The sequence below is a fragment of the Catenulispora sp. MAP12-49 genome, assembly GCF_041262705.1.
Classification (GTDB): domain Bacteria; phylum Actinomycetota; class Actinomycetes; order Streptomycetales; family Catenulisporaceae; genus Catenulispora.
In genome coordinates, this window is the sequence record NZ_JBGCCP010000004.1 from 58054 (window position 1) to 78359 (window position 20306).

15 protein-coding genes are annotated in these 20306 nt (G+C 71.6%); 5 read left to right on the forward strand and 10 right to left on the reverse strand.

The genetic code is table 11. From position 1 onward, the window contains the following. Window positions 1-94: 94 nt before the first annotated feature. On the forward strand, window positions 95-1879 hold the full coding sequence (locus ABIA35_RS10310; protein ID WP_370357662.1) for a hypothetical protein: 1785 nt from the start codon (window positions 95-97) through the stop codon (window positions 1877-1879). A gap of 19 nt (window positions 1880-1898) precedes the next feature. Here ABIA35_RS10310 and ABIA35_RS10315 read toward each other — a convergent pair whose 3' ends face one another. The 4 genes from ABIA35_RS10315 to ABIA35_RS10330 all read right to left on the reverse strand — a co-directional run bounded on the left by ABIA35_RS10315 (window position 1899) and on the right by ABIA35_RS10330 (window position 2919). Beyond that, the gene (locus ABIA35_RS10315; protein ID WP_370357663.1) at window positions 1899-2063 is read right to left on the reverse strand and encodes a hypothetical protein; all 165 of its coding nucleotides are present in this window, start codon (window positions 2061-2063) and stop codon (window positions 1899-1901) included. Window positions 2064-2071: 8 nt separating this feature from the next. Next, window positions 2072-2293, reverse strand: a complete 222-nt coding sequence (locus ABIA35_RS10320) for a trypco2 family protein (protein ID WP_370357664.1) — start codon at window positions 2291-2293, stop codon at window positions 2072-2074. A gap of 64 nt (window positions 2294-2357) precedes the next feature. Next, a complete protein-coding gene (locus ABIA35_RS10325; protein WP_370357665.1) occupies window positions 2358-2756 on the reverse strand; it encodes a hypothetical protein in 399 nt (132 codons plus the stop codon). A 4-nt stretch (window positions 2757-2760) separates the two neighbouring features. Then, window positions 2761-2919: a hypothetical protein gene (locus ABIA35_RS10330; RefSeq protein WP_370334120.1), complete on the reverse strand. Its 159-nt coding sequence runs from the start codon at window positions 2917-2919 to the stop codon at window positions 2761-2763. 363 nt (window positions 2920-3282) lie between these two features. Between ABIA35_RS10330 and ABIA35_RS10335 the strand changes: the two genes are divergently transcribed. Genes ABIA35_RS10335 through ABIA35_RS10345 form a run of 3 tightly spaced genes read left to right on the forward strand, consistent with a single transcriptional unit; the run spans window position 3283 to window position 7780 of the window. Then, window positions 3283-4203: an AAA family ATPase gene (locus tag ABIA35_RS10335; protein WP_370334121.1), complete on the forward strand. Its 921-nt coding sequence runs from the start codon at window positions 3283-3285 to the stop codon at window positions 4201-4203. After that, window positions 4200-5531: a DUF58 domain-containing protein gene (locus ABIA35_RS10340; protein WP_370357666.1), complete on the forward strand. Its 1332-nt coding sequence runs from the start codon at window positions 4200-4202 to the stop codon at window positions 5529-5531. The genes ABIA35_RS10335 and ABIA35_RS10340 overlap by 4 nt, the downstream gene beginning before the upstream one ends. Beyond that, window positions 5528-7780 (forward strand): transglutaminase family protein, encoded by a 2253-nt coding sequence (locus ABIA35_RS10345; RefSeq protein ID WP_370357667.1) that lies wholly within the window; start codon window positions 5528-5530, stop codon window positions 7778-7780. Before ABIA35_RS10340 ends, ABIA35_RS10345 begins: the two co-directional genes overlap by 4 nt. A gap of 93 nt (window positions 7781-7873) precedes the next feature. On the opposite strand, the gene ABIA35_RS10350 is transcribed toward ABIA35_RS10345, so the two are convergent. The 3 genes from ABIA35_RS10350 to ABIA35_RS10360 all read right to left on the reverse strand — a co-directional run bounded on the left by ABIA35_RS10350 (window position 7874) and on the right by ABIA35_RS10360 (window position 13054). Continuing rightward, on the reverse strand, window positions 7874-9715 hold the full coding sequence (locus tag ABIA35_RS10350) for a serine/threonine-protein kinase (protein WP_370357668.1): 1842 nt from the start codon (window positions 9713-9715) through the stop codon (window positions 7874-7876). Between the two features lies 1 nt (window position 9716). Next, window positions 9717-12353, reverse strand: a complete 2637-nt coding sequence (locus ABIA35_RS10355; protein WP_370357669.1) for a fibronectin type III domain-containing protein — start codon at window positions 12351-12353, stop codon at window positions 9717-9719. A gap of 269 nt (window positions 12354-12622) precedes the next feature. Then, window positions 12623-13054, reverse strand: coding sequence for a cytidine deaminase (locus ABIA35_RS10360; protein WP_370357670.1), 432 nt, complete (start codon window positions 13052-13054; stop codon window positions 12623-12625). A gap of 145 nt (window positions 13055-13199) precedes the next feature. Here ABIA35_RS10360 and ABIA35_RS10365 point away from each other — a divergent pair, with 145 nt between their 5' ends. Further along, window positions 13200-16076: a hypothetical protein gene (locus ABIA35_RS10365; RefSeq protein WP_370357671.1), complete on the forward strand. Its 2877-nt coding sequence runs from the start codon at window positions 13200-13202 to the stop codon at window positions 16074-16076. 147 nt (window positions 16077-16223) lie between these two features. Here ABIA35_RS10365 and ABIA35_RS10370 read toward each other — a convergent pair whose 3' ends face one another. The 3 genes from ABIA35_RS10370 to ABIA35_RS10380 all read right to left on the reverse strand — a co-directional run bounded on the left by ABIA35_RS10370 (window position 16224) and on the right by ABIA35_RS10380 (window position 20302). Next, entirely contained in the window at window positions 16224-16679 is a 456-nt protein-coding gene (locus ABIA35_RS10370) for a hypothetical protein (protein ID WP_370357672.1), read from the reverse strand. A gap of 219 nt (window positions 16680-16898) precedes the next feature. Further along, entirely contained in the window at window positions 16899-19319 is a 2421-nt protein-coding gene (locus tag ABIA35_RS10375) for a glycoside hydrolase (protein WP_370357673.1), read from the reverse strand. After that, window positions 19316-20302 (reverse strand): ABC transporter permease subunit, encoded by a 987-nt coding sequence (locus tag ABIA35_RS10380; RefSeq protein WP_370335165.1) that lies wholly within the window; start codon window positions 20300-20302, stop codon window positions 19316-19318. The genes ABIA35_RS10375 and ABIA35_RS10380 overlap by 4 nt, the downstream gene beginning before the upstream one ends. Window positions 20303-20306: the final 4 nt, after the last annotated feature.

Below are 20306 nucleotides of genomic sequence, written 5' to 3' on the forward strand. Positions count from 1 at the left end.
GAATTGCCGTTGCCCGCCCCCGCGGAACCCCGCTGTACTTGCCATGAGCAGGCCGTGGGCCGCTTATCAGTACAGGAATGCAGGGGGCCTCACCATGACCGAGATGACCAACGAGCCGCAGTTCGGGGCCGGGGAGGCCCCCGCGCAGTACCAGGCCGCCGCGCCACCGACGATCCCGCCGCCGCCGATCCTGCCGCCCCCGTACGTCCCGCCCCACAGCCTCGGCATGCTCCCGCCGCCCCCCGCGCCGCCGCCGACCGTGCCGCTACAGCCGGGCTCGCCGGACGGCCGGATCGCCTTCGCGCCGGCTCCTCCGGAACCGGCGCCGAAGGACTGGTGGCGCGCCGCGGCGGTCGCGCTGATGAACCTCAGCGGCCTGGCCCTCGGCTACGCCCTCATGCGGCGCTGGAAAGCAGCCGTCTGGAGCTGGATCGCCACCGCGCTGTTGCTGCTGATCGTCCTGCCCGCCACGGCGGGCGGCGTCCCGATCGCCATTACGGTCATCTACCTGGCGTTCCTCGCCACCATCGCCGTCCACGGCGGCGCACGTGCTCTGCGTACTCCGCTGACCTGGCCGCCGCGTTCGCAGCTCGCGTTCGGTCTGGCCGTCGTGCTTCTCGTGGTGCCGGTGGGCGGCACGGTGCTCTACGACAACGCCCACCAAGAGGCCATTCAGCAGATGCTGCTCAAGCGCCTGACCACGGCCGACGCCAGCCTCACCACCGCCGAGGCCGAGCCCATCGCCACCGGCGAGACGGACTTCGCGCCGGGGCTGGCCACGTACCGGGACCTCCTGGAGCACCACGGCACCTCGCGCGCCGGCAAGCTCGTGCCCGAACGCCTCACCGTGTTCTACCAGAACGTCAGCGCCCCCTACACCAATCGCGACTACTGCAACGCGATCGAGCCCCTGACGTACCTGCGCGGCCTCCCTTCGGGGACGTTCAGCACCCAGGAACTCGGGACGCTGGCGACCTTCCCCGATGACCCGCTGGCCACCTCGCTCCTGCAATGCGGCACAGGCGACTTCAGCGCCGGCGGCGCCACCCTGAGCAACGGCACCCAGAACCTCAACACGCTGCTGGCCACGTTCCCCAACTCCGCCCAGGCGGCCCAGGTCGAACCCGCCGTCGCCAAAGCCCTCGGCGTGGCCGCCGGCGGCATCACCGGGACCGACCCCTGCACCGCCACCGACAGCCTCACCCAGCTCGACACCCAGATCAAAGCCCTGACCAGCCCGGTCGCCGGCATCTCCACCGCGCTGCAGAAGGACGGCACCACGGGGCTCACCGACGTCGAATCCGGCAGCTACGACTGCGCCGTGTCCAAGTACAAGGGCGGCAACTTCACCGACGCCCAGTCGGCGTTCGACTCCTTCGTCACCGCCTACCCGAACGACCCCAACAAGGCCCTGGCCCAGAAGTACAGCATCGCCGCGCAGGTCGCCCAGGAAGACGCCGACGCCGGCAAGGTCACCCCCACCCTCACCGCCGGCGGAAGCGTCAGCATCACCGTCTCCAACGACAGCCCCGACCCGATGCAGATCCTCTACACCGGCCCGGCCACCGGCACCATCAACATCGCCGCCTGCTCCAGCTGCAAGACCTACGCCAGCGCCACCGACGGTCAGCAGAACGCCTGCAGCGACAGCAGCATCGACTACCCCAAGACCTCGTTCACGCTGCCGCCCGGCACGACGTACTTCCTCCAGAAGAGCACCGGCACGAACGTCCAGTCCTACTCCCACAACGAGAGCTACGACGCCGGCAGCGAATACGACGTCTGCGCCTACGAGACGAGCCTGTTCAGCCTTCCGCCCGGCACGATCTCGCCGATCGTCCCCATCGTCCCGGTGGTTCCCATCGTCCCCAAGACCTGAGCCTCACGGCTCGCCGCCGTCAGCCGGGCACCGTGTAGGTGTAGCGATCGGCCGTGGTGGTCGCGCTGGTGTCGACGTCGGTGGAGACCCGGACGTCGACGGTGAACGCCAGGTTCGGCCGGATCGCCGCCGCCGTGCTTCGCGCCGCCGTGCTTCCTGCTGACGTGCTTCCCGCCGCTGTCATGTACGAGCTCACCGGTGGTGTGATCGCGGTGATCTGCGTCGGGGAGTCCAGCGTGTACGACGCCGCCACGTCAGCTCCAGGCCGAGTTCCAGCGTGATCCCGCCCAGGGTGAAGTGCACGCCGCCGTCGCCCTCGGCCGCGACCCGCCGCTGCGCCTCGGCCACCTGCCTGCGCAGAAGCGTGATCGCGTCGGCCAGATCGAGCCAGTCCTCCCCGCCGCCGTCGCCCACGGACCCTCCCAAGATCGTCCCACCGGCCGCCCCGCGACCTGTCGCAGCATCCTGCTAAGGCGGGTCAGACGGCCCGCTTTATCCACGGGGCCAGCCACTGCTTCATCCACGACGGTGCGCGCATGTGGTCGTGGGCGCATTGCTCGGCCCACAGCGCGGCGTGCTCGGGGTCCAGGGTCAGGACGATGCCGTCGGCGGCCAGCAGGACGTCGGCGACGCGGATCGCGGTCGTGGTGTTCGAGGTCGCGAAGGTGCGGTACCGGATCAGGTCGATGACCAGGTGCACGGCGCGGTCCAGCGGATCGGGGTACTCCAGTTCCCAGGCGCGCGTCCGGGGCGACCACACCACGCCGTAGGCGACGGACAGCGCGACCGGCAGTATCGCGGGATCGCGCGGTATCCCGTCCCCGCCGCAGATCTGGTTCACACGGCAGATCTGCTCGGGCGTGAGCCGGAAGGTCACGGCGTCACGACCAGGTCGCCTCGGCCTCGGCGATCGCCTGGTACGCCTCGCCATTGCGCTCACCGGAGTCGGCCAGCAGGTCCTCGAACAGCGCGTCGGGCATCGGCTCGGCGCCCAGGAGCGGATCCGGGTCGGGCAGACGGCGCACAGCAGCTTCGGCCATGACGACCACGGTAGCGAAGCGGGGGGCGGCTGTCCCGGGATCGGGGGTGGATGTTTGGGAGGCGGTGCATCTCGACTCGCGTCGGCGGGCCGATGGTGTGGGTGGGTGGTCGGGTCTACTGCGATGGTCAAAGGCGACAGTGAAGGCGACAGTCAACCCGGAATTCACAAGTATTCCTCGCGGCGGCGCGCCCGCAATTATCCACTAGAGGAAACCCTTCAAGCCCCGCGCTCGGAAATCCCGCGAACCAGATTCGGGAATCCGTCCCGGCCGATAGGGTGTCAGCTCGGACTGCGGGCCCCGGGTCAAGCGTCGGGCCGGCACTGGGGGAGGGATTGTTCAATGCCTCATTCTCACATATTGATGGATGTCATCGGGGAGATGGTCATCGGGAAGCCGGCGACGGTCGAGCTGGCCGTGGTCTGTCTGCTCTCCGAGGGCCATCTGCTCATCGAGGACGTTCCGGGGACCGGGAAGACGACGTTGGCGCGGGCCATGGCCGCGGCGATCGACACCGAGTGGCGGCGCATCCAGTTCACGCCGGACCTGCTGCCGGCGGACATCACGGGGACGTCGGTGCTGGATCCCCGGACCGGGGAGTTCGAGTTCCGGCCCGGGCCGGTGTTCGCCGAGGTCGTCATCGCCGACGAGATCAACCGGGCCTCGCCCAAGACGCAGTCGGCGCTGCTGGAGGTCATGGAGGAGCGCCAGGTCACCGTCGACGGCACGACCCATCCGGCGCGCCGGCCGTTCCTGGTCGTGGCCACCCAGAACCCGGTGGACATGGAGGGCACCTACGCGCTGCCCGAGGCGCAGCTCGACAGGTTCCTGATGCGGCTGCGGCTCGGCCACCTGGAGGCCGAGGAGGAACTGGCCGTCATCCGCAGCCACCAGCAGGGCCACACCGTGCAGAACCTGCGGCCGGTGATGAACCGCGACTCGGTGCTGCGCGCGATCGGCGAGACCAGGCAGATCACCGTGGCCGAGACGCTGGCCCGGTACGTCGTCGACCTCGCGCGCGCCACGCGCGACCACCCCCACGTGCGGCACGGCGCCAGTACGCGCGCGACGCTGGCGCTGGTGCGCAGCGCACAGTCGCTGGCATACGTGCGGGGACGGCCGTACGCCACCTCCGACGACGTGCGCCTGCTCGCGGCCCCCGTGCTGGCGCACCGCCTGGTGCTCTCGCCGCAGGCCGAGCTCGACGGCGTGCAGGCCGAGGACGTCGTGCGCGACGTCCTCGCCCACGTCCGCACCCCGGACACGGCGGGCAGCATGCGATGACGGCGCAGGGCGAACTCCTGGGCGTCACCCCGTTCCACAAAGCCCTGACCGCGCGCGGCTGGCTGCTGCTCGCGGGATCCGCGGCCGTCGTGGGCGCCGCGCTGGCGCTCGGGTATCCCGAACTCGCGGGCGTGGGATCGGCCGGCGTCGCCGCGGTGCTGGTGGCGATGGTCACCGTCGCGCGCACCCCGGCGCTCGCGGTCGACCGGTACACGCACCCGCCGCAGGTCACCCGGGGCACGCCGGACGTCACGGCCCGGCTGGACGTGCACAACACCTCGCGCTGGTCCCTGCCCTCGGCGCGCACGCGGCTGATCGCGGGCGCGGCGAACCTGCCGGTCAAGCTCCCGGCCGTGGCCGGCGGCGCGACGGCCCGGGTCCAGTCCCCGACGCTGCCGACGGCCCGCCGCGGCGTCGTGCGGGTCGGTCCGCTGCTGGTGACCCGCGCGGACCCCTTCGGACTGGCCCGCCGGGTCCTGGACACCGGGACCTTCTCCGAGCTCTACGTCCGCCCCCGGCCGGTGCGGCTCCCCGACGTCGCCCGGAGCCTGGCGCGCTCGGTCGACGGCTCGCAGGCCGAGACGAAGATGGACGGGACGCTGGCCTTCCACCGGCTGCGCGAATACGTGCCCGGCGACGAGCGCCGGCACATCCACTGGCTGGCGACCGCGCATGCCGGCCGGGTGTTGGTGAAACAGCACGTGGACACTGCCCACGCGGCCGTGGCGGTGCTGGTCGACGTGGTCCCCGGCGGTCGGGAGGGCGCCTTCGGCGGGGCTTTCGAGGCGGCTTTCGAGGTGGCCGTCGACTGTGCGGCCAGCGCTGCGGTGTGCGCGACGGAGCGCGGCGATCCGCTGGTCCTGCTCGACACCTTCGGCCGATCGCTGCTGGACCAGGGTGTGCGGGGTGCGAGGGCCCGTCGGTCCGCGTCGACCGAAGGGGTGCTCAATGCCCTGACACGGGTCGTCGCCGAGCCGCCGGAAGCGCAGGAGGCGGCGTCTGTGGCGTCTATGGGATCGTCCACGGCGAACGGCAAGAAGAACGGCGCCGGGTCCGGGCGCGGTGGCGGCACCCTGGGCGTCGGCATCCGGTGCCTGGTCGAGAGCGGCCGGGGCAGCCTGGCGATCGTGGTGAGCACCCGGTCGCTGACACCGTGGGCGACCGATCTCAAGGCCCTGACCTCATCCTACGCCCGGGTCATCGCCGTGCACGCGACCGACGCGCCGGGTCCGGCGACGACCACCCGGATCGGACGGGTCCTGTGGACCGAGGTGCGCAGTGCCGATGAGCTGCCGGCGGCGCTGCACCGGGCGAGGGCTGCGGCATGAGCGCGACCTTCCAGCCGCAGCCGCAGCCGCAGCCGCAGCCGCAGGCGTCATGGCCATGGCCAGCGCCAGCGTCGCCGCCGCAGCAGCAAAAGCAACAGCAGCAACAACAGCAACAGCAGCAGCACCGGCCGTCCGAGCCCCTCCCGACGCCGACCCGCCGGGCCGCGACCGTCGCCGTCGGCGCCCTGCTGACCGGTGCGGCCCTGCTCCCGCTGGTCAAGGTCCTGAGTACCGCCCCGGCCCTGCGCCTGATCGCGCTGTCCGTCCCGGTTGCGACGGTCGTGGCGCTCGGAGCGCGGTGGCTGGTCGCGGGTCGGCAGAACCCTGATCGGCCGGGTCCGCTCGGCCCGCTCGCGGTGGCCGTCGGCTTGGTCGTGGGGGTCGTGGCCGGGGTCCTGCCGGGCATGGTTCTGGCCGCCCCGGACCCCTACGCCCCGTCGGGCTTCGGACCGCGGGTGGCCGGCGCGGTCGTGGACGGCGTGCCACGGTTGTTGTCGGTTCCGACGCCGGCGCCGGACAGCCGCGGCTTCACCGACCTGCCGCTGCTGGTCGGGGCCCTGCTCGCGGCGGTCGTGGCGCTGGCGGCCCGCAGTCGCAGGCCGGTCGGCGCGCTGGCGCCGGCCACGCTGGTCTTCGGCGGTCTGCTGACGCTCGGCGTCCACGGGCCCGGCTCGGCGGTGGTCTACGCGGCCTGCTACGCCGTCGCGGCTCTGGGCTATCTCGCCGCGACGGCGTCGAATGCCCTGCGCGACTGCGGTCTGGCCGTGTTCACGACCGTCGCCGTCGGCGCGGCCGCGTTCGTCGGCGTCACGGCGATCCCGCTGCACAGGGCCTTCGACCCCCGCAGCGTGCAGCAACTCCCGGTCCAGTCGCAGATCGCCGTCGACCCGCTCGCCGCGGTGTCGGGTGAGCTGCTGACCCCGGACCAGCCGGTCCTGACCGCGACGCTGTCCGGGGCGCTCCAGGCCCATCCCCGCAACTGGGTCTGGCTGGTCTACGACTCCTACGACGGCGCCGCCTGGCAGGCCTCGGCCGACGCCAGGCCGACCGGGATCGGCACCGTGCCGGTGACCGGGGACACCGGGGCGGCGGAGGTGACGCTGGCGTCGCCCGCCACGCTCTTGCCCCACCCCGGCAACGTGTCGTCGAACCAGCCCGGCACGGTCGAGTACGACGGCGGTCACGAGCTCCTGGCCTCCGCCGGGGCGCTCGGCACGTTCTCGGTCACCGCCTCGGTGGTGAATCCGGGGGCTGAGGCGCTCACCGGCGCCGCCATCCCGCCGGACGCGCCGGCGGCGCTGACGGCCGTCCCGTCCTGCCTGCCGCCGGAGCTGCGCAGCCTGGCCGACCAGGCACGGGAGCAGGCGAGCCTGCCCGACGAGGAGGCGGTCTGGCTGCAGGAGCATCTGGATTCGGCGCCCTACGTCTACGACAAGAAGGCCCCGCCGGGAGAGAGCTGCGGGAACATCAGCCGCTTTGTGCAGACCCACCGCGGCACCAGCGCGCAGTTCGCGACCGCGTTCGTGATGGCGGCACGGCAGCTGGGCCTGCCGGCCCGGATGGCCGTCGGCTACCTGCCCGGGCACACGGCCGGCGCCACCGACGTCGTCACCGACGGCGACGCCTACGCCTGGCCCCAGGTCATGTTCGCCGGGCTCGGCTGGGTCGACTTCGACCCGACGCCGCGTTCGGACCAGAGCGCCGCCGCGCCGCCCCGCGAGGAGCAGTCCGGCGTCTCGCAGGTCTCGCAGGCCGTCGACCAGGGCCACCGGACGAAGGACACGACGACGGCCACCGATCCGGTGAAGCCGCGCCACTCCGGCGTGTCCGTGATCCTGTTCGTAGTGCTCGGGGCGCTGGGGCTGCTGATCGGTATCGCGGCCTGGCCGGCGACGGTACGGATCAGGCTCCTGACGCGCCGGCGGCGCCTGCGCCGGGCCCCGGAAGCCGCGGCGCGGGTCGTCGGCGCATGGGACGAGCTCCTGCATCCGCTGGAGCGCGCCGGACTCACGGTGCGGGCGCGCAGCTCGCACGACGTCGCGGCGGCGGCCGTCGGTGTGGTGCCGGAGCCGGTACCGGTCCGGCGGCTGGCCGTGTTGGTGGAGCGGGCGTTGTACGACCAGGTGAGCATGGCCGACGCCGAGGTCGCGTGGCAGCTCAGCGACAGCGCGCGCAAGTCCGTGGCGACGACGATGAGCGCGCCGCAGCGGGTGCGGGACGCGTTCCGGGTACCGGCCGGTCGACGCTGACAGAGACAGAATAGACAGTGCGAACAGACAGACTGCGCCCCGGGGATGCTCCGGGGGCGCAGTCTGTTGTCGCTGTCTCTGGTGCTACTGCTGCTACTGCGAAGAAGCCTGACCGCCGCGGACGCACTCCGGTGTCGAATAAGCGGCGTGGCCGTCGAGGGAGTAGACGTAGCCGACCGCGACACAGTACGGCTTGGCCGGGTCGAGCCCGGTGAGCACCGCCGGGCTGCCGCCGGTCACCGGGGTCGGCGCGTGGCCGGAGCCCAGGGTGATGACCACCGGGAAGTGCTGCGGATTCCCTTCGGGATCGTGCCAGGACACCTTCAGCTCGGTACCCGAGGCGACGACGGTGACGCCGTCGGGCGGGATCGGTGTCGATGCGGCGGGGGAGCTGGGGGATGCCGTGGTGGCGGAGGCGGAGGCGGCCGCGGGTGACGACGGGGGAGTGGTCGCCGACGCGGGTTCGTTCGACACAGGCGCGTTCGAGGTGGCGGCCGCCGGCGCCGTGGTGCCGTTCTGGTCCTGGAGCACCGCATAGCCGCCGCCGAGGACACCGAGCATCAGCACGCTCCCGCCGGCGACCAACATCGGGCGCCGCCGACTCGAACCGGCCGGGGCGGGCGCTTCCGGCTCCGGCGGAGCCTCCCAGCGGATGACAGAGGTCTGCATCCCCTGGCCGTCCGACGGCCGCCCGACCCGGGGCCGGTCGGGATCGCGCGGATCGCCACCCGGGATCGGCACACCGATGTGAACCCCGTCCTGCGGCTTGGGAGGCGCGGGGACCGGCGCGCCGTAGTCGGTCATCCCGTGCACCGTCGCCCAGGGCAGTCCCGGGACGCCCGCTCGACCGGCGACCTCGCCTGCCGGTGGACCTTCGACCGGCGCGCGCGGCTGCGCCAGCAATTGTTCTGCCGGTGCCGGTGCTGGAGCCAGAGCAGGAGCTGGTTCCGGAGCTGGTTCCGGAGCAGGAGCTGGTGCCGCTGCTGGTGCTGGAACCGGTGCCAGAGCCGAGCGCAGCGGCTGTCGCGCTCCTGTCTGCCGGCCCGGACCGTCGTCCCACGGCGTCGCGGCCAGCCCGAGGCCGCGTTCCACCTCGGTGAGGGCCCGGGCGAACTCCTCGGCCGAGCCGGTCCGCTGAGTCGGTTCCCCGATCAGGGCACTGCGAAGACAGGCGTACAGCTGCTCCGGGATGTCCTGCCGGCGGTCGATGGCCGGCAGCGGGCCGTGGACCGCCCGCTCCCGCAGGACGTCGGGGCCGGCCGGCTCCCCCGGGAGATGGAAGGGCGGGCGGCCGGCGAGCGCCGCGTAGACCGTCGCGGCCAGCGACCAGACGTCGGCCGGGGTCCACCCGCCGCCGTTGCGGATGACCTCGGGGGCGGCGTAGACGGGGGTCATGGCGTAGCGGTGCGCCGCCGACGGGGTGTCGCGGTCGACGGCGATCCCGAAGTCGGACAGCAGCGGCTCGTCGTTGTAGTCGAGCAGGATGTTGGCCGGTTTCACGTCGCGGTGCAGGATGCCCTGGTCGTGGGCGAACTGCAGGGCCCCGGCGACGCGCACGCCGAGGCTGAGGGCGTCGCCGACGGGCAGCACGCCGCGCAGTTCGAGGCGCTGCTGGAGGCTGCCGTGGGCGTAGTACTTCATGAGGATGTAGGGGTAGCCGCGGTGGAAGCCGCCGTCGTACACGTCCGCCACGGACGTGTGCGTGGACAGCCGGCCGGCGGCCTCGCACTCGGCCTGGAAGGTCCGGCGCGTCTCGGCGTCGTCCATCCGGGTCATCAGGACCTTGACCGCCACGTCGCGGTTCATCGCGGTCTGGCGGGCCCGGTAGACCGCGGCGCTGCCGCCGACGCCGAGCGGGGTCAGGTCGGTGAGCCCCGGGATCTCCGGGGGCTCGTTCTCGTCGAGGCGGGCGGTTTTGCGCCGCGGCCGGGGCATGTCAGCAGCCTGGGAGGTTGGCGGTCGCGGAGTTCGGGTCCAGCATCCAGAAGTTCGACATGTAGCCGTTCGCGGGGCTGGAGACCCTGATCCAGATGGTCGACGAGGCATTGTTGGGGCCGGTGTCAGGCGGGTTCGCGTTCATCCAGCAGAGGGCTTGAACAGTCGTGCCCTGCTTTACGAGAACGACTTCGTTGTTGGCGTTCCAGCCCGGTGCGGACAACACATGGCTGTCGCCTCCGCAGTACTTGGGCGGATTCTTCGTCGGGCAGGTCCCGAAGATCGCGGTCGCGTCCGCCGTGATGGCCTTCGTCCCGGTCATCACCGTGGTCTGCCCGGTGGCCTGTCCGGCGGCGTTCTGGGCGTAGTAGTGCACGGTGTAGGTCTGGTTGTACGTCGACACGCCCACGCTGATCGTGCCGCAGGCCGTGGAGTGGCTGTTGATGGACGTCCCGTCGACCGTCACCCAGCAGTCGGTCGCCAGGCCGCCGCGTCCGACGTTCGCGCTCACCGAGAGCGTCAGGCCGCCGGCGCCGGCCGACACCCCGCTGACCGTCGGCGGTCCGGTGGTCGTCAGCGACGTGGTCCTGGTCGGACCGGTCGCCTGCGCGGCGTCGGTGACGCCGACGGTGAGCGTGTAGGAGGTGTTCGCGGTCAGGCCCGAGAGCGGAACCGTGACCGGCGAGCCGTCGGCGGCGGCGTCCACGCTGATCGGGCCGGTGGCGGCGAGGGACAGGGCCACGCGGTACTTCGAGGGCGCGCTGCCCTGCTGGCACGTCGCGTCGCAGGACACGGTGATGTGCGCCGAGGTGCCGTCGGTGGCGATCGATGCGACGGCGACCTTGGGCGCGGTCGGCGGCAGGTAGGGCGTGACCGGCGTGGTCGGCGCCGACTTGTCGCCCTCGGCGGCGCCGACGGTCCCGGTCGCGCTCACCTGGAACTGGACCGGGGTCCCCACGGCCAGGCCCTGCTGGGCGCCGAGGGTCACCGATGTGCCGGGGACGCCGCTCATCAGCGGGACCGTCGAGCCGGCGGCCCAGATGGTGTAGGCGGCCACGTGGTAGTTGTGGTCCGGCGCGGTCCAGGACAGGGCCACGGTGCCGTCCGGTGTGGGCGTGGCGGCGGTGACGCCGGTCGGCGCGTCGGGGACGTTGCCGGAGGGGGTCACGGGGTTGCTCGTGGCCGCGGGGCCGCGGCCGACGGCGTTCTGCGCCGCGATGGTGAACGTGTACTGGACGCCGTTGGTCAGGCCGGGGACCGTCGTGCCCAGTGCGGTGCCGGGCACGTCGAGCGTTCCGGTCGAGGCGTCGGAGCCGGTCCAGGCGAGGTGGTAGAGCGTCACGGCGCTGCCGTTCGGCGCCGCGGCCCGCCAGCCCAGGGAGGCCGAGGCGTTGCCGGCGGTCGCGGTGGGCGCTCCGGGAGCGCCGGGCGGCCCGGCCTTGTGCGGCGGCGGGCTGCTCGGTCGGCTACCGCCGGGCCGGTTCCCGGTCGGCGAGGTACCGGTCGGCCCGGGCGGCCCGGTCGGGTGTGACTCGGTCGGGGCGGGGGGCGCGGAGCTCGGCGCGGGCTTCGACACCGACGGCGCGGGCTTGGGATCCGGCAGGTACTTCGAGACCGGCACGACGGTGCCGTCGCCGTCGATGACGGCCGCCGAAGAGTCCTGACTGTCGTTCACGAACACCAGGCGGTCCTGGACGGTCAGCGTGTCCGGGTCCTGCACGCCCGGCACCCGCAACGGCGTCGGCAGCCGGCCCGAGGCCGGGTCGACCATGAGGACCTGGTGCGTGAGGCTGTCGATGATCACCACCGAGGAGCCGCGCATCACGGCCTGGACCGGCGCGATGGCCGAGGCCAGCGGGGTCGTGGTGACGGCGCCGGTCGCGGCGTCGACCGTGTCGACCGCGTCGGCGCCGACCACCGCGAGCAGCCCGTCCACGGTGTCCGAACCGGTGACCTGCACGGCCTTGTGGCCCGCCGGCAGGCTGGCGATCCGCACGGCGGCGGGCCCGGAGGCGACCCGCGAGACGGTCCCGAGGGTCAGGTCCACGGCCACCGGCGTGCGCCCGGCGATGACGACGGCCAGCTGGTCGGTCGGCTGCCCCACCCCGCTGACCACGGCGACGGCGCCCCCGGCCACGTGGATCACCGAACCGTTCGCCGGCACCGCCGCGTACAGGCTGCCGTCCGGCGCCACGACCGGCGAGGTGATCGAGGCACCGGCGTGCAACCGGGGCCCGATCGGCGCCAGCCCGGCCCCGGAGGGATCGAGCTGCTGGATGTCGCCGGAGGCCTGATCGACGGCGTAGAGCGTGTCCCGCCCGGCCGCGGCGGTCGTGACATGACCGCCGAACAGCGTGATGGTGCCGCTGGTGTGGAAGTCGTCATTGGCGACCTTGACCAGGCGGCCGCGGTCGTCGGTGACGACGGCGCCGTCCGGCGCGTCGACCACCTGCAACGGATGGCCGAGCCCTGATACGCCCACCTGGGCGCCGACCTGGCCGGAATAGCCGTCGACCAGCGAGACGCTGCCGTTCCCGTTGTTGGACAGCCACGCCTTGCCCTGCAACGTGTGGACGCTCTGCGCGCTCAGCCCGTGGCCGCCCAGGCCCAGAAGCCCGGCGACCAGAGTCGTCGCCACGCCCGCGCCCCAATATCCGCCGTGCCGTGGAAAACTCACGGTCTCCCCCCAAACGACAAAGCCTTGTTATCGCCGGAATGCGGGAAAGGGAAAATGAGGTGACGCTTTCCCGCGCCGATCCCTTAAGGGGTCCAGCCCGAACCCCGGGCGAAAAACCTAGCACGGGATGTGGGGGGTGGACGAGGTTATCGCAAAGTGCTGGGAAGTGAGATGGCCGGCCCGGGATGGGGGTTTCCTACGTTTCCTGAGAAGTGCGGGATATTCTCGGATCAGTCGAGCGGGTCAGGCCACTCATTGGCGGGCAGCAACTCGCGCAGCGTCGCCGTCAGCTGGCGTCCCAACACCACCTCGGTGTCGATGTTCGCCCAGTCGACCTGGCGGATGAACTCCCGGCAGCGGCCGCAGGGCGGCAGGACGTACCAGAGGCCGGCTTCGTCGCGCCAGACGGCGACGATGCGGGCGATGCGGTACTCGCGGGCCGTGACCATGGCGCCGATGGCGGCGTGCTCGGCGCAGAAGCCGGTGCCGGACCCGGTGTCGACGCACACGCCCACGTAGGTGTTGCCGGACTCGGTGAGCAAGGCGGCGCCGACGTCGCCGAGCAGGCGGTCGCCCACCTTGTGCGGATGCACGACGGCCTGGGCCGCGGCGATGAGTTCGTCGTTCGGCGATAACGTTGTCTGCCCGTCCTCTGACATCATTCTGTAACAATACAGAGGGTTGACCTGGCTCCGCAAAGCCTTAACGTGGCCTGTGAAGATAACGTTATCTCGCCTCCCTCGAAGGTTCACCACCAGTGCCCTGCCCAGTCCCGCAGGGCACTGCCACCCGAAAGGTCACCCCGCAGTGACAAGTCATCCACGCTCCCGCCGGCGTCTCGCCGGCTTGCTCGCCGCCGTGCTCACGGCTGCCGGTCTCGTCGCGATCCCGAGCGCGGCAACGGCCCAGGCGCATACCTCGGCCGCCGACCCGACCGCGGCGCAGGACCTCGGCACCGTCGCGCGCTTCCAGGGCGTCTGGAACTCCCCGCCCTCCTCCCTCACCACCGGCGAGACCGTCGACGCCCCGCTGCTGGGCAACGGCGACGTCGGTGTCGCGGTCGGCGGTTCGATCGACGATCAGACCTTTTACCTGGGTAAGAACGACTTCTTCTCCACCGCGACCAACGGCATCGAGCCGCTGGGCCGGATCGTGCTGGCGGTACCCGGGATGGCCGGGTCGAGCTACCACGTCGTCCAGAACATCGCGCAGGCCCAGATCGAGGGCACCTACACGCTCGGCGGGAGCTCGCTGGCGTCCACCAGCTGGATCTCGGCCCAGGACAACCTCTTCGTCACCACGCTTCGCCTGACCGGAACCAGCGCGCAGGCCGCGACCGTCACGCTGCAGGACGGCCAGGGCGGAATGCCGGCCGGTTCCAGCCACGGCGCCGTGCTCGACGCCGACGTCCAGGCCGGCACCACGCCGGCGCCCGGCAACCCGCGGGCGCGGGTCGCGACCACGGTCCTGGGTGGAGGTCGGGCCGGTATATCGGGCAACCAGATCAGCCTGACACTGAAGCCGGGCGTGACCTACACCCTGGCCGCGGCGATCCAGAGCAGCCACGACACCGCCGCCTATCAGGCCGCTGCCGACGCCATGGCCTCCCGGCTGACGCCCGGCTCGCTGGCGAAGACCCGCGCGGCCAGTCAGGCCTGGTGGCGGACGTACTGGTCGCAGTCGTTCGTCCAGATCCCCGACCAGGCGGTGGAGAAGAGCTGGTATGGCTCGCTCTACCTGCTCGGCTCCGTCTCCCGGGCCGGCAAGTACGCGCCGGGCCTGTGGGGGAACTGGATCACCGGCGAGATGAACTGGAACGGCGACTACCACGCCAACTACAACTACGAGGCGGCGTTCTACTCGGCGCTGTCCACGAACCACATCGCCCAGATGGGGTCCTACGACGCCCCCGTGCTGGCCTGGATGCCCAACGGCGAGGCCAAGGCGGCCGCGAACGGCTTCAAGGGCGTGCTCTACCCGGTGGGCATATCGCCCAACGGCACGAGCGCCGTGGACGACCTCTACAACCAGAAGTCCGACGCAGTGAACCTGGCCAGTGACATGGTCATGGAGTACGAGTACTCGCACAGCGCCGCCTACGCGCAGAAGGTCCTGCCCTACCTGGAGCAGGTCGGCCTGTTCTGGCAGAACTACCTCACCTGGGACCCGGCAACCGGGACCTACCAGATCGAGAACGACGCCCCGCAGGAGGGCGACGCCTATCCCCAGACCAACAGCGTCCTGTCCCTGGGGCTGGTCCACTTGCTGTTCCAGGGCCTGATCGACATGAGCCGGTCCCTGAAGGTGAACACCTCGCTCATCCCCGCCTGGCAGAACATCGACAGCAAGCTCGCTCCGCTGCCGACCATGTCCAGGAACGGACAGACCGTGTTCAGCGAGGCCTCGCAGGGCGCGGGCTGGGTCAGCGACGGCAACGACATCGCGATCCAGGCGGTCTACCCGGGCATGCAGGTGGGCCTGGACAGCTCGGCCGATCTGCTGCAGACCGCGCAGAACACCGTTACCCAGCTGAACAACTGGAACAGCGACAACTCCCCGGCGACGCTCTACGCCGCCGCGGCCATGGTCGGCTACAACCCCAGCACCCTGATGGACGAGCTGCACGACGAGGCGACGAACCAGTCGTACCCGAACATGTCCGTGCACCACTACGGCGGCGGCGTCGAGAACCTCAACGTCACCACCTCCGGGCTCGACGAGATGCTGCTCCAGTCGTTCCAGAAGGACGTCAAGGTCTTCCCGGACTGGCCGGCCGGGTCGAACGCGAAGTTCGGCGACCTGCTGGCCTACGGCGACTTCCTGGTCTCCAGCAGCATCAAGGACGATGCCGTCCAGTACCTCCAGACCACCAGCCAGGCAGGTGGGGACTTCACCTTCACCAACCCCTGGGCCGGGCACGCCATCGCCTACTACGCGGACGGCGTCTACCGGGGCACGCTGTCCGGAACCAAGATCACGCTGAACACCGCGGCCGGCGAGACGATCGACCTCGCCCCGGCCGGCACCGCGCTCGCCACGATCCGCACCGAGCTGGCGCAGCCGGCTCAGGGTTCGGCCACCGCTTCGTTCAGCACCGGTTTCGAGGCCGGACAGCCTCAGCCGACTTGGACCGACACCGTCGACACCGTGGACGCCAAGGGCGGTGGCGACGCCAACGTGACCGGCGTGTGCTGCGGCCTGGCCGGTCCGCAGGCGGCGGTGCGCACCGGTGAGCAGGCACACGGCGGTACCGCTGCGCTGATGTACTCCGGCTTCGCGAACGGCGGCTCGTACGACCACGCCTACCTGCAGGTGTACGCGTTCAACGGATCGCCGCTGACGGTGGGGAAGAACACGACCCTGAGCTACTGGATCTTCCCGCAGTCCAACGCGACCACGCCCTGGGTGGCCGCGGGCTCGGAGGACAGCTCGTGCGTCGCGGCGGACCTGATCTTCACCGACGGCAGCGACCTGAGGGACGCGGGTGCCACCGATCAGTCCGGCGACGGCATCCATCCGGCCGACCAGTGCGGCCACCTGACGCCCGACACCTGGAACCACGTCACGGTGAACCTCGGCACGGTCAAGGCGGGAGCGGCGGTCAACAAGATCCTGCTCGGCTACGACCAGCCGGGGGCGAGCGGCGGATATCGGGGGTACGTCGACGATCTCAGCATCGGCTGAGGCGGGTCGCGAACGAACGGCCCGGCAGCCTGGGCGACAGGGCTGCCGGGCTATCGGGCTATCGGGCTATCGGGCTATCGGGCTATCGGGCTGCCGGGGCCGGCAGGCTCATTCCGGTCCCGGCCGCGCGAAATCGACCTTCAACGCCTAGCGCTGGTCGATCTCGATCGGATCCGAATTGAAGCTGTACGGGCGGCTGCAGGAAAGAGTGCCGGTGGCGGTGCACGTGAGCCGGTCCCGGTCTGTGGTGATCGTCACCCGTCCGTCGTCGTTCGAGGTCCGGTAGACCGCCGAGGTCGGGATGCGGTCCAGCGCGACGTTGTAGTTCGGGCCGAGGAACGGGGGGTACGGGAAGAAGTCGCCGACGTCGCCGGACTGGGACACCCGGATCAGATCGCCCTGGATGAACCTCGTCTGGATCACGAACCGGTCGACGGGGGCCGGGAGGCCGACGCCGGGCGGCTCGGTGCCGTCCGTGCCGCCTCCGGTGCCGGAGCCGCCCCAGATGATCACACAGTGGTAGCAGTTGATCGTCACCGGGCCGGGGGCCGTGTCGGCGGACGCGGCCACCGGCCCGGCGGCGAGGGCGGCGGCGAGCGTCACGGAGAACGCTGCGCGCCTGAAGAATCGGGCCGTAGGGGTTCCTTCCTGGTGCCGGGCGGTTTCGGCCCGACGTCAAGAGCCGAGGCCCTGTGGGCGCCGGACCGTCACCCCGTGCGGTCGTGTCGCTGGTCCGAACGGCGCAGCGGCGGTACGCGAGGGCTCACTAAGGCCCCCGCACCGGCCCTCATCCCGCTGGTATCGGCAGTTCGCGGAAGGCGGCTACAGCCCGCCCTCCGACGGCGCGCGCCCTCCGCCGGTCACCGGCCAGGCGAGCAGGGGGTTCCGCAGCGACGCGGCATGCCTGGCGATCACGTCGGCGTCGGGCTCGGCGAGGGTCAGCAGGCCGTAGCGAAGCCTGACCGGCCCGTTCTGCACGTGCGGGAAGTTGGTGTCCCAGTAGTTGTTCGCGATCCAGCTCAGCAGCAGCGGGTCCCGGTCGCGGGGGACGGCGTCCGGCGGCGGGCCGAAGTGGAAGCCGCCGAACTGGAGCAGCGGGGCGTCGGGGGTGAGCAGTGCGACGGCGCTGCGGCCGTCCCACATAGCGGCCGAGGACTGCGCCGTCACCCAGCCGCGCGAGGCGCCGGGCAGTTGCTCCTCGTCGAGCAGGACACTCTGGCCGGCCGTGTCGAAGGCGGCGTGCCATCCCGGGTCCAGGGCCAGGGGGAGCGCGAGATAGATCCCGGTGGGGGAGGTGTCGCCGGCGAGGTCGACGGCGATGTCGATGTGGACGACCGGGTCGGTGGCGTCGAAGCCGATGCGCTGGATCAGGCTCCTGGTTCCCGGAGCGGCGAAGCGGCGGATGAGGGTCACCCGGCCCGGCCGTTCCTCGACCGAGCAGTCCACCACCCGCTCCGCGGGCGTGTGGCGCGGCGTCCACGCCTGCCAGCACGACTCGTCGAGCATCTCGCGGTCCAGGTTCCGCTGGTAGAACGCGCGCCGACCGCTCTCGACGAGCTCGTCGGGCTGTTCGCGGACGAACGACAGCAGGTCCATGCCGGGCCTCGGGCGCAGCACCTCGCGGCCCGTCGCGCGGTCGACCAGGGAGGTGATCCGGCCCGAGGCGGGGTCGTAGGTCAGGTGGTGGAACGGGGACTCGATGTGCCCGGTGGCCGCGACGCGGTCGACGGCGGTGGCGAAGTTGAGCTCGCGGGCCGCTTTCCCGTGCCGCACGACCGCATGCGTGGGCTGATGGGCGAAGACCGGCTCGGGCAGGTCTTCGAGCCCGACGACCCGCCAGCTGCGCGGCGCCAGATCGACCCTTCCGAAGCGGCGCCGCGCCTCGTCCGGCCCCGGCGTCCGCCACGGCCGGTGCTCGAACGCCATCCGGCTGGCCCGGTACGTCCGCTCGGTGGCGGGCGTCGTCGCGGTGAACCACGGCTCGGGCAGGTCGAGGTGCGCGGTGCGCGGGTGATCGGTGGGGTTGACCAGCAGCATGCCCCTGATTCCCTTGTCCGCGACCGGGTTCCCGGCCAGCCGTTCCAGGGAGTCCATCACCGCGAACGCCGCCAGCTCGTGCCCTTCGTGCGCACCGGCGAGCTTCATCGCCTCGATGGCCTGGGCCTGCGGATTGGCCGGATCGCTGTTCCAGTGGCTCCAGGTGTGCTCGTCGAACAGATCGACGCGTTCGGCCGCCTCGGCAAGCAGAACCGGGTCGGCGCCCAATGCCTCGGCGGCGGCGAGCAGCGGCTTGGACTGCTGGTTCACCGCGGTGGCGGCCGGGGAGCTGCCTACACCGAAGCTCCAGTAGTCGGTCCAGTCGCCGCGCAGCGTCGGGACGTCTTCGGCGGGGACGCGCGAAACTCGTTCTCTGAGATCGTCGAAGGTCGCGTAGCGGATGCGCGGCCCGTGCCCGCCTTCGTTCCACCGGCGTATCAGGTCCGGTAGGAACGGGTTCGGCGGTGCGTTGTCCCACATGACGGGGGAGCAGGTCGACGTCAGATACACGAACGGCAGCCGGTAACCGTCGCGAACGAGCCGATCCTGGAAGGCGGCCCAGCCCTGGGCCATCCGCTCCACCGAGTCGTCCCATGCGTTCAGGAGCTGGTCGAACATCGTGTAGTGGCTGCCGTTGAACACCCGCAGCGTCCGTCCCGACGGCGCCTCCCACGCGAACAGCCCGGGCCGGGGCGTCACCGGCGCGCCGAGGTGCCGGTTGACCGCCGTGACGAACAGGTCGACGCCGGCGTCCAGCAACTCGTCGGCGATCGGCCACGGTACGCCGTTCACGTCGTGCTGGCAGGCGACCCGCACGGGCCGCCCGACCGCGTCCTCCAACTCCCGCTTGCCGGCCAGCAGCCGGCGCAGGCCCGGCCGGTCGATCGTGGCGCTGACGTGCCAGCGCAGCGCGGACAGCCCGATCCGGCCCTGGTCGCACAGGTCCTTGAACCGGACGAGCTGATCGTCCGGCGCGTCGGCCAGCCAGCGGCGCACCGGCTCGGTGGCCTCGCACGTCCACTTCGGCCGGTGGTCCTCCGGCAGGTCGGCGGTCTGTTCCAGCCAGTCCATGGCCTGCGTGAGGTATTCGGACTGCAAGCGCCACAGGATCGGCTGGGAGTGCGTGTATCCGACGTCGAGGTGGCTGTGGTGCAGGACGAGGATCTCCTCGATGCCGGACTCGCTGCCGGGTACGGGGTCGGTCACTTGGTGGCTCCTGTGGTGAGACCGGCGATGAACTGCTTCTGCAGGGCGAGGTAGCCGGCGACGGGGATGATCGCGGCCAGGAACATCACGCCGAACAGCTGCGCGTAGTTGGTGGAGTACTGGCCCAGCGACAGATACAGGCCGGTGGTGATGGTCTGGCCCCGCAGCGGGCCGAGGATGAACTGCGGGTTCATGAAGTCGTTCCAGATCCACAGGGACAGGAAGATCGCGACGGTCGCGGTGGCCGGGCGCATCAGGGGCATGATGATCCGCCACCAGATCCGCAGCATCCCGGCGCCGTCCAGGGCGGCCGCCTCGACGATCTCGCCCGGGACGGCCCGCAGGAACCCGGAGTAGACGAACACCGCGAACGACAGGTACCCGCCGCCGACGTTGGACAGGATCAGGCCCGGATAGGTGTGGTCCAGGTGCAGGATCGTCAGGATCCTGATCGTGGGCAGGAGCACCACGGCCGGCGGGATCATCAGCCCGCCGGCGAACGCGGCCAGCACGACGCGGCGGAACACCGCCGAGCGCCGGGTCAGCCAGAAGCTGAACGCCGAGCCGAGCGGGACGACCAGCAGCACCGAGGCCAGGACCGTGACCGCCGAGTTGGTCAGCCCGATCTGGATGATCTTGTCGGAGCGGCCCAGCGCGTCGGTGATGTTGTGCAGCGTCGGCGGCGCGGGCGGCGCCGACGGGTTGCGCACGATCTGGGCCTGGGACTTGAAGGCATTGATGATCGTCAGGTACAGGGGGCTGACGAAGGCCAGCGTGAGCAGCCCGGCCGCGGTCAGGTGGCCCCGCGAGGCCCAGGCCCGGCGGCGGGCCGGCGCCGGGCGCCGCCCGGATGCCGGTCGCGGAGCCGGTGTGCCCGGCCCGCCGGTTCGCGGCGCGGGCGTGGACCCGGTCGCCAGACCGGATGTCGGCTGCGACGTCGGCTGTGACGTCGGCTGCGGTGCCGGCTTCGATGCCGGAGTCATGGCG

What these genes read in the sequence shown, in the direction of transcription:
- ABIA35_RS10350 (WP_370357668.1), bottom strand. Translation starts at nt 9,715, where the DNA reads ATGCCCCGGCCGCGGCGCAAAACCGCCCGCCTCGACGAGAACGAGCCC.
- ABIA35_RS10340 (WP_370357666.1), top strand. Translation starts at nt 4,200, where the DNA reads ATGACGGCGCAGGGCGAACTCCTGGGCGTCACCCCGTTCCACAAAGCC.
- ABIA35_RS10380 (WP_370335165.1), bottom strand. Translation starts at nt 20,302, where the DNA reads ATGACTCCGGCATCGAAGCCGGCACCGCAGCCGACGTCACAGCCGACG.
- ABIA35_RS10345 (WP_370357667.1), top strand. Translation starts at nt 5,528, where the DNA reads ATGAGCGCGACCTTCCAGCCGCAGCCGCAGCCGCAGCCGCAGCCGCAG.
- ABIA35_RS10310 (WP_370357662.1), top strand. Translation starts at nt 95, where the DNA reads ATGACCGAGATGACCAACGAGCCGCAGTTCGGGGCCGGGGAGGCCCCC.
- ABIA35_RS10330 (WP_370334120.1), bottom strand. Translation starts at nt 2,919, where the DNA reads ATGGCCGAAGCTGCTGTGCGCCGTCTGCCCGACCCGGATCCGCTCCTG.
- ABIA35_RS10360 (WP_370357670.1), bottom strand. Translation starts at nt 13,054, where the DNA reads ATGATGTCAGAGGACGGGCAGACAACGTTATCGCCGAACGACGAACTC.
- ABIA35_RS10335 (WP_370334121.1), top strand. Translation starts at nt 3,283, where the DNA reads ATGGATGTCATCGGGGAGATGGTCATCGGGAAGCCGGCGACGGTCGAG.
- ABIA35_RS10315 (WP_370357663.1), bottom strand. Translation starts at nt 2,063, where the DNA reads ATGACAGCGGCGGGAAGCACGTCAGCAGGAAGCACGGCGGCGCGAAGC.